General features: G+C 30.2%; 11 protein-coding genes and 1 tRNA gene. 2 read left to right on the top strand and 10 right to left on the bottom strand.

The window, feature by feature from the left end:
* Window positions 1-49: 49 nt before the first annotated feature.
* The 6 genes from ACXLDF_RS07495 to ACXLDF_RS07470 form a co-directional block, all read right to left on the bottom strand.
* Window positions 50-2,881, bottom strand: coding sequence for a rhoptry family protein (locus ACXLDF_RS07495; protein ID WP_457557886.1), 2,832 nt, complete (start codon window positions 2,879-2,881; stop codon window positions 50-52).
* Window positions 2,882-3,055: 174 nt separating this feature from the next.
* Window positions 3,056-3,154: transfer RNA gene (locus tag ACXLDF_RS07490), tRNA-Val, on the bottom strand.
* Between the two features lie 59 nt (window positions 3,155-3,213).
* The gene (locus ACXLDF_RS07485; protein WP_457557885.1) at window positions 3,214-4,122 is read right to left on the bottom strand and encodes a glutaredoxin domain-containing protein; all 909 of its coding nucleotides are present in this window, start codon (window positions 4,120-4,122) and stop codon (window positions 3,214-3,216) included.
* Between the two features lie 47 nt (window positions 4,123-4,169).
* Window positions 4,170-5,009 carry an ABC transporter ATP-binding protein gene (locus ACXLDF_RS07480; RefSeq protein WP_457557884.1) on the bottom strand — a complete coding sequence of 280 codons (840 nt, stop codon included), beginning with the start codon at window positions 5,007-5,009 and terminating at the stop codon, window positions 4,170-4,172.
* 14 nt (window positions 5,010-5,023) lie between these two features.
* Complete coding sequence (locus ACXLDF_RS07475; RefSeq protein ID WP_457557883.1) at window positions 5,024-5,827, bottom strand: ABC transporter permease; 804 nt, start codon at window positions 5,825-5,827, stop codon at window positions 5,024-5,026.
* 16 nt (window positions 5,828-5,843) lie between these two features.
* On the bottom strand, window positions 5,844-6,485 hold the full coding sequence (locus ACXLDF_RS07470; protein WP_457557882.1) for a hypothetical protein: 642 nt from the start codon (window positions 6,483-6,485) through the stop codon (window positions 5,844-5,846).
* 132 nt (window positions 6,486-6,617) lie between these two features.
* Here ACXLDF_RS07470 and ACXLDF_RS07465 point away from each other — a divergent pair, with 132 nt between their 5' ends.
* Together ACXLDF_RS07465 and ACXLDF_RS07460 are read left to right on the top strand one after the other, a co-directional pair.
* Complete coding sequence (locus ACXLDF_RS07465) at window positions 6,618-7,625, top strand: ABC transporter substrate-binding protein (RefSeq protein WP_457557881.1); 1,008 nt, start codon at window positions 6,618-6,620, stop codon at window positions 7,623-7,625.
* A gap of 169 nt (window positions 7,626-7,794) precedes the next feature.
* The gene (locus ACXLDF_RS07460; RefSeq protein WP_457557880.1) at window positions 7,795-8,247 is read left to right on the top strand and encodes a hypothetical protein; all 453 of its coding nucleotides are present in this window, start codon (window positions 7,795-7,797) and stop codon (window positions 8,245-8,247) included.
* Here the strand turns inward: ACXLDF_RS07460 and ACXLDF_RS07455 are convergent.
* The 4 genes from ACXLDF_RS07455 to ACXLDF_RS07440 form a co-directional block, all read right to left on the bottom strand.
* On the bottom strand, window positions 8,218-9,516 hold the full coding sequence (locus ACXLDF_RS07455) for a hypothetical protein (RefSeq protein WP_457557879.1): 1,299 nt from the start codon (window positions 9,514-9,516) through the stop codon (window positions 8,218-8,220). The two genes, ACXLDF_RS07460 and ACXLDF_RS07455, sit on opposite strands and share 30 nt — an antisense overlap.
* Before the next feature lie 127 nt (window positions 9,517-9,643).
* On the bottom strand, window positions 9,644-10,438 hold the full coding sequence (locus tag ACXLDF_RS07450) for a hypothetical protein (RefSeq protein ID WP_457557878.1): 795 nt from the start codon (window positions 10,436-10,438) through the stop codon (window positions 9,644-9,646).
* Window positions 10,439-10,615: 177 nt separating this feature from the next.
* Entirely contained in the window at window positions 10,616-11,404 is a 789-nt protein-coding gene (gene larB / locus ACXLDF_RS07445) for a nickel pincer cofactor biosynthesis protein LarB (protein ID WP_457557877.1), read from the bottom strand.
* A gap of 118 nt (window positions 11,405-11,522) precedes the next feature.
* On the bottom strand, window positions 11,523-12,854 hold the full coding sequence (locus ACXLDF_RS07440; protein WP_457557876.1) for a hypothetical protein: 1,332 nt from the start codon (window positions 12,852-12,854) through the stop codon (window positions 11,523-11,525).
* Window positions 12,855-12,909 lie beyond the last annotated feature (55 nt).

Here is a 12,909-nt window from a genome sequence, read left to right as displayed (position 1 = left end):
TTAATATTCATAATTGATCTTTTAGTTAAAAAAAAATATCTAAGAGATATTAACTAACTAAATATTTCTTAGAGCGCCCTCGATAAAATGATGATAACATTTCAGCGATAACTCTTATTAATTCATCTTGCTGAGTTATTGTACAGACCATTTCATCCAATTTTTCAGTAACAGGTCCATAAAAGGCTTCTTCTTGATCCCGGTTAGCACCAAATACATTAACAGGAAAATCAGGAACTTCTCGCAAATCAATGTTATCCATTTCAACCAAGCGTTTTGCTAAATCTTTATCAGTGATCTTGCATGCAATTGTAACTTTTTGTCGTATTTTTGTCTGTTCAATGGCTTTTATAGGAAGCATACTCATGTCAGGAACAACAATCAAACAATGAAGTTTAGTTCGTCTTACCATAGCATCTAAAAAGGTCATAATCGATTGTTTTGTAACGATCTGCCAGGTTCCTTCAGCTTTTAATAATTCCATTTCTTTTACATCTTCCCAAACACCTTCGAATTGCTTGCGATAAGTATCGCTGATTTCGATAGCTGATTTAATGGGATCATAGATTACTTTTTCAATTGTATCAACTGCTTTATAAAACTTTTTACCTGTATTTTCATATTCATTAAGAGACTTTTCGCCAATCGTATCAGATACAGCCAAGAATCCTGCATTCAAAGATTTAATCGATTCGTGTAAGTTTGATTTGTGCGTTTTTGCTTTTTCAATAAATCCATCTGCTGCAGATTTAACTGTATCAATTATAGATTTCTCTGTAGAAGAAAGAGTATTAAGAGAATTTGTTTCAATTTGCTTGGAAGTTGTGGTTATGTTTCCAGTTAAAGCTGACGAAAGAGATTCAATAGACTTCTTATTTTCTTCATAACCCCTTTCAATGGCTCTAATGTTCTGTTTTATTGTTTCAGTTATTTTTTCTTTAATTTGATTTGTTGTGGAAGTATTTTTCTGAACACTTGCTTCAATAGTTGCAGCAATTTCTCTTTTCATTGTTTTTGTTCCATCTGAAAGTGTTGAACCAAATGAGTCGACATTTTTCTTCAATATCTTAGTATTATTGTTCTTTATCTTAGAAATCGACGAATTTAGTGTTTTAGAAATACTATTAATCTCTTTATTTATTCCAGTAACAGAATTAACAATATTATTCTCAAAAGAATTAACTTCATTTTGTATATTTTTAGTGAAAGATTCAACAATATTCTGAAATTCAGTTTTAAAATCTGAAAGAAATGATTTTTGGGATTCAGAAAATTGTGAATGAATTGTCTGATTCATTAATTCCATACCTGATAAAATTTCGGTGCTATTTTTATTAGAAACATCGATAAGTCGATCAGATTCTTGAATAATATTTTCAGTAAAACTAGTTAAATTCTGCTCAATTTCAGTTAATAATTTACTTGATTCGTCAGTCAGAGTTGTGTTAAAAGTGACGGCTGTTTCTTTTACTGCATTCATTAATTGACTTATCTTCTCATTAAGTTTTTCTTTTACTAAATTTATTGCTGATTTCAAAGAAGTTTTACGTTGTTCGCTAAGCTCCTTAATTTTTAAAACCAAATTATCCAATTCTTCAGAAAGTATATCCATATTTGAATCAAATTCGCTAGAAATGACCGATTTTTGCTCTAAAATGTGGGTTTCAAAATCCTTAACACCAGCTTGCAAGGCATTATCCAAATTGGATGTTTTTTGGCTTATATTTTCTTTAAAAGATTTTTGAAGAGTTTCTACGCTTGAAGATATTTGGGATTTTGCTGTATCTATATTTTCTGATAGTGAATTATTTCGTTCTTTTAATTGATTTTCTACTGAGATATGTTGTTCAGTTAAAAGTTCTTGTATCTTATTTAAATTTGTGTTTACTTTTTGTTCGATATTTTCTATGGTTTTTCTTGAAGTTTCAGTTATATTATTTAGAGTTGAATCTTTTTGATTAAATACTTCAGACTTTAATCCATTAAAAGCAGAATCTATCGTCGTCACCCCTTCTTTAGCCATTTTTTCTGAAGCAACATGGCTTTCTTGCTCAATTTTGTCAAAACTGTTTACTGCCTGTTGGTGCCATAAATCCATACTTTTATTGATTTTATTTACATTCTCCGAATGCTGTCTTAAAATTGATTCTGAAGCAGAATTTATCGAATCTTTATAATTCGTTTTACTTTGTTCAAAATGTTGATGCATTTTTGATTCGTTTTCAGATAATCCGTTTATTAATGATATTTTATTTTGCTCAGAAGATTGTAATGTCTCTTCTTTATTTTTTGCAATCTCAGTTATTGAGTCTTCAGTTAATTTATTAAGGTCTGAAATAATTTTTGCGGAAACATCTGAAATATTTGATTCTATAGATGAAATATTTGATTGCTTTTGAGATTTAATTTCTTCTAAAGTTGAATTTATAGAATTATTAATTGAATCTAATTGTGAATCTGAGAGTGAAGTGATTTCTTGTTTATTATCCCTTATGATATCACTAATATTTTTCTTTACAGAATCCATTGTTGATTTCGTGGAATCTCTTAATTCTTCAATCCCTTTTTCAACATACTTTCGATTCTTCATCATTTGTTGAGATAATTCTTCTAATTGTTTAGTAAATCCCTCAAATGGCGCAATTGCTAAATAAACATCCACTAAACCTTTAGCTTTAGGTATTTTTTGAGCTAAACCACGCTCGACAAATTGATCAAGAATTCCCTTAATTTTATCATATTCAGTTTGCTGTTCAAAATTTTTGTACGCACAAATTTCTCCAATAGTTAATTTTCCTTTAATTAACAAGAGCTCATAACATGAAGCTTGAAGTTCATCTAACTGTAATTGCTCTTTGGCAATTTCAATAAAATTTTTCATTTCGATTCTTACACCATTTCTTTTTATGTAATTTTTTCTTTGATCATCTTCCTACTTATTTTTTTGGGTTCAATTACCCAAAGAACAGTATTGTATTAAAAAAAAATAATTAAATCAGTAAAAAGGATCAAAAAACATTAAATTATACTAAAAGAGAGTAATAAAAAATAAGAATGGGCCCACTCGGGCTCGAACCGAGGACCTCCTGCACGTCAAGCAGGCGTATAAGCCAGAAATTCAAAGAATTTCCTATAACCACTATACTATGAGCCCAAAATGATAGCAGTTAATGTAATCAAGATCCAATGGAATAAAAATATTTTGGGTTGATTCTATTTTCGTTCCCGTAAGATGGGAATTTCTAAAGAACAATCAACACATTCTAAAATACCAATTCGGACTAAAAAGTGTTGAATACTCAAGCACATTTCGGAGTCAAAATTTTCATATAGAGCCCGATTGGTGCGTTTTTTTTCAATTAATGGTTGATATCGCTTAAAAAATTTTTCCAAGCATTTTTCTGATTCTTCATCTAGATGATCTTGAACCATATGAGCTCTAAACAGCACAAAAAAGATTAAATCGAAACGAGTCACAACACTCATTTCAATTTCCAGCCCCTGAATTAATATTCGATCAATTTTTCCTAAGTTTTCTTCTCCAAACATTGAGAGCGCAGAGATAAATTGAGAAATTAAATCCATATTCAAAGATTTATCAATTTGAATACTATATAGCATATCCCCACCAACTCGTGAAATTCCTATGGCCAATATATATTTTCGAAGTAAATTTTCAACTAATTCGTTCCGACAAAATTTAGGCGCAATCGTTCCTCGAATAGAAGAAGAATCTGGAAAGATGGCAGTATTATGAGGGGAATGGGATGAATTTTGTGATATTTTTTTGTGCAAAATTTGTTGATCATTTTGTTGTGAAATTTTCGATGAAGATAAATGAAAAAGATTTGATAAAAATGTAGATCTAAGACCATTTATACTAAATAATTGATTTTGTATGTATGTTTTTGATTGTGGAAGATAAAGAACTGGTGGGTAGATTTTGCATGGTTGCCTTTGACAATGTACATTAAGATATAATGGATCTTGAACAATTTGCTTAAGAATGGCAGGATCTTCTAAAGATTTTTCCCTAAATGGTATTGTATGTGATTGTAACCATTGTTTTAATTCGGAGCACCGATGACAATTTGATTTGGTATATAACACCACGGTTACCATTCCATTCCCCACACAATTAAAGAAATTCCACCTATATAATACTTAATTTATTCTTTTTGTACATAACTAAGTAATTCTTTTCGAATGGTATTAAATGCCAAGCTGGTGCGATCACGTGGGTGGGGTAGATCGATCAAAATTTCTCTGGTTATACTTGCAGGATTAGTACTTAAAACTAGTACCCTTTTACTCAAAAAAGTTGCTTCATCAATATTGTGAGTGACAAAAACAATAGTTAGATTTTGTCGCTTCCATATATCAAGAAGTTCTTTCTGCAGGGCATTTCGAGTTTGTGAATCAAGTGCTGAAAAGGGTTCATCCATAACAATAAGATTACTAGTAGGATTAATTGCAATAGCCCGACATATGGCAATTTTTTGTTGCATTCCTCCAGAAATTTCTTTTGGTAAATAGTCTTTATATTCTCGCATTCCAACTAAATCTAATAACCGTGAAACAACAGCATCTTGCTCTTTTTTCGGAATATTTTTAATATTCAAACCAAACCGAATATTTTGTTCAATTGTCAACCAAGGAAATAATGAAAACTCTTGTGGAATATAGCCCACTTTTCCTAGACTTTTTAGGGATTTATATATCTTGATTTTTTTTTCCATATTTTTCTGTTGAGAAGAACTATCTTTTTTGGATGAATGTTGATCAAAGTCAGACAATTCTGTCGAATTGGAAAGGTATTGGATTGATCCATTGAATTTCTGATCAAATCCAGCCAGAATTCGTAATAATGTGGTTTTTCCACAACCACTTGGACCGATTATTGTAAGAAAATCGTGATCTTCAATCTTAAATTGAATATTCTTTAATACTATATTTTCTGAATTATTTGGTCTAGAGAAGGATTTAGATTTGATGTCTATTGTAAACATGATGAACACTTACATTAATTTTCTGAGTTATATTTCCATGCTAGTGAATACTTCTCAATTAAAAAAAAAACACCATTTATCAATAAACCTACAAGGGCAATCATAAGCATTCCTGCAACCATATATGAGTAATAACCAATATTTTTCATATAATTTATGAAATATCCAATTCCTGCTCCAGATATGCCCATCATTTCAGCAGCAATTACACACATCCAACCAACACCTACTGCAATTTTTGTTCCAGTTAGCATATTAGGAGTGATAGAAGGAATGATTACATCCCAAATTACTTGAATTTTCTTTGCCCCTAAAGAACGGGCAACATCTTGATAAACAACACTACTCTGCCTTACTCCGTCATAAACATTTTGAAAAAGTGGAAAAAACGCACCTATAAATATAATAAATGCATTAGAAGTAGTGGTTAATCCAAAGGTAATAATGGCAAAAGGAATCCATGCAATAGGAGGAATAGGGCGAATCATTTCAATAATTGGCTGGAAAATGCGATCCAAAAATGATGTAAGTGCTAAAACAATTCCAAGAGGAACAGCAATAATCCAAGCATAAAAAACACCAATAAATACTCTAATAAGACTGGCAGTAACATGAGTAATAAGAGTTTGCCCATCAATTGGATTATATAGCAAGAGAAAGAAAGATTTGAACGCTTCATGAGGATAAGGAACTACGCGAGAACCTTTTGTAATTAATTGGAGGATGATAACAAATAGATACCATGAAGTAATAAAAATTGTGAACCCTACAATATAATATAGAATAACCATGAATTTTTTTCGATTTTTGAATTTCATTACTTAAAACTTCCAGTTATTTTTCAATCATTTTGGTGTTTTGAGTGATAATCATATAAAAACTTTCATTACGTAGCGAGATTTGGCAATTACAGCTAATTGGGGGTTTCTCTAATACAGTTTTAAAGTATTCACTCCAATAAATTCCATACGTTTTTTGATTAAAATGATAAAAAAAAGTTATTTCAAATTTTTTTGCATAGAATTCATCCGATTCATTTTCATCTTGTGCTTTTATCTGAACTTTCCAAAAATAATTCCCTGCAATCCATATTTGCTTAATTGCTGTAAGAATTTCATAAAGAGTTAAACGATTAATCGGCCTATTATCATAAAACCATTCAATTAGCTCAACACAATTGTTATTTTCTTGTGGTTCAGTGGGTATTTTATCGATATAGGAAAGAAAAGTCGTTCGCCCTACTGCCAGCATATTGAAATCTGATCGCATTAAATGCCAAAGTTGGTATTCATCTAAATTACTTTTTTTTAAATTATCCAACATATGTACACGGATTTTTAAGAGTTTTAATGCTTCTTCAATTACATTTGAAATTGTCCCATACTGAAGAGCCAATTTTTTTATTGCTTCATAAGAAGAAACTGATAGAGTTGTATGAAGATGTTTTTTCTTAACAAGATTTCTAGTGGATGGCATATTAATCGATTTAATTACAATTAATATTTTGGGATATAAAACAGTTTTGTTTTTTATGTAGTATTATGAACACAATGGTTCAAATATGCCCAACACCATCATTATTTTGTCGAAAATAAGGAGTAATTTTATATGATTTCACGAAAAAGTATGGTTTTTCTCATTTTGGGAATCGTTTTAGTAGCAGGAATTGGTGTTGGAATATATTACTTTGATCAAAATGATGCAGATGTACGTATTGGTTATTTAGAAGGCGATCTTCACCAACTTGCCTTTTATGTTGCAGTTGAACAAGGATTATATCAGCAAGAAAATATTAAAATTCAAAGTGTTGCATTTAATAATGGTGGAGATGTAATGACTGCATTTGAAGCGTCTAATCGTGGTATTGACATGGCATATTTTGGTTTTGCACCTGCACTTTTTCATCGATTTACAAATCAAGCAGCAAATATTACAATTTTGGCAGGAGTAAATGTAAACGGGTCTGCATTGATTGTAAGAAATGATTCTAGCATCCAAACGGGAGAAGATTTGAAAGGATTGACCATTGCAGTCCCTTCCAGACACAATATGCAAGATTTTATTTTGAGTATGATTTTAAATAAATCAGGATTGACTTATGCTGATATTAATTTAACTGTTGGAATGGCACCATCTAATATGGTACTAGCCCTGCAAGAAGGCTCAATTGATGGATATGTTGCATGGGAACCTTATTGTATTAAAGGAACTGAAAACAATATTGGGAAATATTTATATAAAAGTAGCGATGTTTGGCCTAATCATCCTTGTTGTATTATTGCATCATATAATGACTTTCTAAATTCTGATCTTAGCACAGTTAAAAAAGTATTGAAAGTGCATAAAGAAGCCACTGAATGGATTTTAAATAATTGGGATGAAGCAAAACAGATTGCTATGGATAAAATGAATCTATCTGAAGAACAGGCAACTCTTGCAATGGCAAATATTGGTTATGTTTATCAAATGGATCTCGCCCAAATGGAATTATTTGTGGAAAAATTGGTAGATTTAAATGATTTAATCAGTTTAGATTCACCAAATATTCCAAGTGGATCAACTACTACAAGTTTTATTAATTGGTTTGTTGATCCTTCAATATTAGCATCTCTTTAAAGCATTTTTTTATCCCTTTTCATTTTTTTTAAGTTATTTTCTCATTTTTAATCATTTTTGTAGTTCTGATATTCAATATTGGGTCAATCATTTAAGATCTTTCTAAATATGAACGATATTGAAAGATAACTTTAATATACTTCAAACCTAAAAGATTACTAGAAAAAAAATGGGAATCTTGGTGACAGGGATTATTTTCAAAGGGACTATATTAGTCGACAAAAAATTCTATCCTGAAGAAGGATTTATCTCAGAGGAAATGCTTGGTGATCTATTCAACGGAATCTTTAATTTTGTCAATCAAACGTTTCATGATGATTTAAATAAATTTTCAATAGGAAATTTCCCTATTTTATTAATATCTCGAAATCTACCTTCAACTGGAAAAGAATCTTCAGAAGAACCTCCAATTCTTATTTTCTGTATTATTGAAAAGGACACAAATGAAAAACCCATAATTGATGCGATGAATTCAACATTAGATCAATTTTTTAATCGATATAGTAATTTTGATATAAAGACTCAAAAAGTTGAAAAATTTAAAAAATTCGCAAAAAGAATGGAAGAAACCTTCAGTGATTTAGCTCTTAAATTAGAGGATCGTTTTAAAGCGCTCTACTAAGATTTTTCCGGTAATTTTTTCTTCATCTAAAACTTCAACTTTAGGATCCCAAGTTAATCCTTGAATTCGGCAATCATGCCAGAATATTTTAAAAGCCGAATGATAATAGTGCAAAAATTCAAAGTAAGGTTGTAGTGAAATATGTTGCCAGCGTGAAAACAAACAAACGCGGATTCTGTTCTTAATATATTTAATATCATAAATACAAATAGGTGCAAATCCATTTTCAATCAGTATTTTCATTAGTGCTAAATTTGCTACGATGGATTCTTCTTTAGAAAAATCAGATACTTGTAAAGTTACATTAATAGACTTCATTCGATTTTCAATCAATTCCAAGAAATTTAACGATTCTACAGACTCTATGGCAATAGCGAGATGATCTTTATCTGGTGCAGCTAATTCAGAATACAAAAAGGCATTTTCTATGCTATATCGAATGGTTTTCGCAGATTTAAAGTCACCAAAAATTTTTAGATATGGTTTTATTACCGTCCAGCTGTACTTTCGATTTTCAAATTTAATGTAATGATCTTCTGTAATATCGATAGAATGAAAAACAGGCTCGAGATCAGAACGAAATTCTGTTTGAAAAATTTGAAATCCTTTTACTTTGGCAATATTTGGAAGAAAAATCTTCTTTTTAATGATTTTTTCTAAAGTTGGCCAAGCATCGTAGAAAAGCCCGAATTCTAAAAGAAAATTGCCTTGTTCATCCTTATTTGCAATATAATGAGATAAAAATCCTTTTGGATATGCAACATTAACAATTTTCCCTTGAGCATTTTTCATCTTTCCTCTTTGAACTTGAAGTTGAGTTGTAGCAGATGCCATACGTGCAGAAAGATAGAAAGGATTACCCTGACGAAGAAAATAATACGCAAATTCCCTAATTCGTCTGGCTTCAACAGATTGATATCCCATTTTTCGATACTTTTTGGAAATTAGCGACAATCCTAATTCAATATAATCCACATTTTTTTGATGAAAGAGATAAAGAGCGATAGTTCCAATCATATCTTTTTTTTTCTCATGATAAAATACACATAAAATCATGCTTGAATCAAAATGAATAGTTCCAGGAAAAAAATCATAGGTATCTTCTATTAAATCCATAACATCTTTCTTAATTTTTATTAACGCTTCCTCTTCGGATGAGAAAATCGGTTCATAATCATAAGCATGACCATCGATTATATCAATGATATGGAGGTTTTTGTGTTTTTCTTTACGAATTTGATGTAATGCTTCTATTGACCATTTTTTCATTAAATACATTTAAAGTTAGAAAGGTTTTAAAAGATTTAGGTATAAAATTGGTGTAAAAATCTTAAAATTCTTTGAAAAAAAAAAAATTATAAAAAATTATCCGAAAATCATCCGAAAATCATATAATTTAATCATTTTCAGGTTCTTTTCTTAATCCAAATGCTAAAAAGAGAGCACCAGGAATTGTAAACAGTAACTGGAACCATAATCCAATATCACGAGCTATAATTGATGAACCAAAAGTATTAGCAATAAATGCACCAATTAACTGAAGGTCAAAAAACAGAATTCCAATGATATTTCGCAGATATTTCTTGCTATATTTATTCTTTCCCATTTTTTTTGTGATTTTAATTGAATAATATAGAATAAAAACAAAAACAATCTGAGACATAAGTATAAAGTACCCTCCTAAATAGATATTGTAGTAAGGGACTATTGAATTCTGGCTTGGAGAAGGATGTTCCGCCCAAGTGATACCCAAAATGGATTCGCCTCCAATATTGAATGGTAAAAAACCGATTACAAATAAACCAATCAATATAAAAGCATAAAGAAGAACGACTACTAATTGACGTTTTTTGTTAAATATCTTAGTTGAGAAAAATAATATTAAATTAAAATTCAAAAGATGAATCCCTGCTATTGTTGTCAAATATAAAGTTAATAAATTTAATACTGAAAAAATAATCACATTTTGAGAATTTTCAAATGATAATACTCCCAATATTTCTAATAATCTATAAAGAAAATTAACAGTTAGTCCTAACGCTGTAAAAATAAAATAAAGCGATAAAGAAATTGCTAATCTATTTCGATTTCTATGAAGAAGCATTATGCTTATTCCTAAAAAAATCAGAATGATAATTCCACCAATTACTAAACTTTGGATTGCTGCTGACTCTGCTGTTTGAATTAGCATATAATTATCTTGTATGTTTGAGAATTTAAAATCTCTTATTTGCCCAAATTTGTAGATATTTTTCAATTTTTGAATATAGCAGAATATTCCTTCATCTTCTTTATATTCTTAAGAAATAAAAGAATAGGAAAAATCATTAAAAATTAGAATTTTATCAGTAATTTGTTTGATTTTTCCTTATTTTTCATTATTAATAATTTGATTTATAATAAGGCTTGCATACACAGCTGCCCCAAATCCATTATCGATATTAACAACAGCCAATCCAGGAGAACAAGATTGAAGCATTGTGGTAAGGGCGCCAATGCCTTTTTCTCCTAAGCCATATCCGGTTGAGGTGGGAACACCAATAACAGGCACATCCACAAGCGACGCAACCACCCCTGGTAGAGTACCTTCCATACCAGCAACACAAATTATTACATTTACATTTTGTGAAATCATTTCAATTAAAGGAGGAAAAATACGATGCATCCCAGCAATTCCTATATCATATGATTTATAGCACGAATAACCCATATAATGCAGGATCAGTCTTGCTTCTTCAGCAACTTGTCGATCTGATGAACCTGCTGTAATAATTCCCACAAGACCTTTATTCTTGGGAATTGAATATGAACTTTCCACTACCATAGCAATTCGACCTTCAGGATGTGGAAAATAATTTATTTCATCTCTATCTGAAAAATTAGATTCAAGAATTTTGAATTGTGACGATGTGACGCGAGATAAAAGTGCAAAATGATTTTTTTCCAAAATTCGTTTTGTAATTTTAATTAATGTTTGGTTATCTTTAGTTTCTGAGAAAATTACTTCAGGTACTCCGGTACGATGATGACGCTGTAGATCTAATTGAGCATAATTATCCAGATTCTCAATATAATCTAATTTGATGGTTTTTTCTGCATCGATAATTTTAATATTGCCATTTTTTACTTGCTTAAGGATTTCTCGTAACGATGCCATTGTGTTTCAAAAATCTTGTGTGTTAATAAAATTTATTTAAAATAATTAAAAATTCAAAAAAAGGTAAGAAATACCTTGGTTGTCTAATTTTTCTTTAACAACTGATTTATTTATTTATTTATTTAGAAATTGAAATAGAATCTAAAGCACTGGAATAACTTACATTTTCAGGAACTCGAAAAATTGTAGAATTAATAACAGATTCAGGGAAAAATCGTAAATATTTTGTTAATGCGCTTAATGTATGTTGCGTATAATCATTTCGCATAGTCATATTATCTGAATATTCAAAACTGTGTCGAAATCCACCAAATGCGCGTTCTGGATGTGTTAAATTCATTGCTTTACATTGATCATACCGCATTTGTAATGAAAGAACCCATTCAACCCCAATACGCATTCTATATTCATAATCAGCCATTCTTGTAGTATCATTCGCCATCTTTGCAGCAGCATAGCAATCACCAAGTCCTTCCAAAGTTGAAGAAACTGCAACACTTCGACTAATACATCCAAGTAAATTATTTCCAAATTTATCATAATATTCGAAAGTATTCTGACTTTTTAATCGATGATCAATCATCCTAAATGCAAAATCTGCATAAGTATAGTTTCCAGTGATTTGATATAATTCTGAAAAAGCTGAAGTACTCCAAGGAATGAAAGGTGTATTTTCTGAAGCATAATAATCGAAATTATCTAAATTATTATAATATACATAAGCTTTTTGTAAAGCGGTTAAATATTTATTATCTCCTGTTAATTTATACAATAGGGTTAATCCCAACAAACTTTCTGATGGATAAAAAGGATTATCTTCTCCACCATTTACAATTCCATTGTATATGTACATGGAGCGAATTTTTCCGTTAGATTCTTGCATCCAGAGAAGAAAATTACCCAATTTGCTAATATATGTATCATATCTCTGATCTCCAGTTAATTGTCTATATTGAGTTAAAGCCATTAATGCCAAAGCAGGACCACCAGATGATGAAGAGTATTGATAAAAAAAATATCCAATATTAGAATCATTTTCAAAGGTGCTGAAATATTTTAGACCCCAATCAATGGTTTTACGAACTGCTTTCAAAAGCGCAGGATTAGGATTATACTGGTAATAATAAATCATTGAATAAACGGATCCCCAATGTCGGAGATAGGAATATGAAGAACTATAGGAATCTTTATCAAGATAATAAATATATCTATAAGAACCGTCAGATCTGACAATTCGGACAAACCAATCCGCAGCCCATTCTGCTGCATTTTCTACGGTTAACTCTTGAGCATTTGCAGGATATCCCCAATTAGAATCTATTAATGAATATTGCTCTAAATAGCTATAAGTATAGCTACCAGCAAAACCTAAAATTATTAATATAGTTGCAATCTGATATTTTCGATTTTTTATGAAATGTACAAATCCTTGCAATTTCTTTTTCACCATATATGTTCTCTTTCAATTAACTTTTTAAAATTTTTGCATGATGGATGATTTTTTT

The organism is Candidatus Harpocratesius sp. (assembly GCF_054039255.1).
The sequence above is the reverse complement of the archived record's forward strand: the minus strand, read 5'-3'. Positions and strand labels throughout refer to the sequence as shown.

Coding starts and splice junctions, on each gene's coding strand:
- ACXLDF_RS07470 (WP_457557882.1), bottom strand. CDS start 6,485: ATGCCATCCACTAGAAATCTTGTTAAGAAAAAACATCTTCATACAACT.
- ACXLDF_RS07475 (WP_457557883.1), bottom strand. CDS start 5,827: ATGAAATTCAAAAATCGAAAAAAATTCATGGTTATTCTATATTATATT.
- ACXLDF_RS07485 (WP_457557885.1), bottom strand. CDS start 4,122: ATGGTAACCGTGGTGTTATATACCAAATCAAATTGTCATCGGTGCTCC.
- ACXLDF_RS07455 (WP_457557879.1), bottom strand. CDS start 9,516: ATGAAAAAATGGTCAATAGAAGCATTACATCAAATTCGTAAAGAAAAA.
- ACXLDF_RS07440 (WP_457557876.1), bottom strand. CDS start 12,854: ATGGTGAAAAAGAAATTGCAAGGATTTGTACATTTCATAAAAAATCGA.
- ACXLDF_RS07450 (WP_457557878.1), bottom strand. CDS start 10,438: ATGCTAATTCAAACAGCAGAGTCAGCAGCAATCCAAAGTTTAGTAATT.
- ACXLDF_RS07460 (WP_457557880.1), top strand. CDS start 7,795: ATGGGAATCTTGGTGACAGGGATTATTTTCAAAGGGACTATATTAGTC.
- ACXLDF_RS07480 (WP_457557884.1), bottom strand. CDS start 5,009: ATGTTTACAATAGACATCAAATCTAAATCCTTCTCTAGACCAAATAAT.
- larB (WP_457557877.1), bottom strand. CDS start 11,404: ATGGCATCGTTACGAGAAATCCTTAAGCAAGTAAAAAATGGCAATATT.
- ACXLDF_RS07465 (WP_457557881.1), top strand. CDS start 6,618: ATGATTTCACGAAAAAGTATGGTTTTTCTCATTTTGGGAATCGTTTTA.
- ACXLDF_RS07495 (WP_457557886.1), bottom strand. CDS start 2,881: ATGAAAAATTTTATTGAAATTGCCAAAGAGCAATTACAGTTAGATGAA.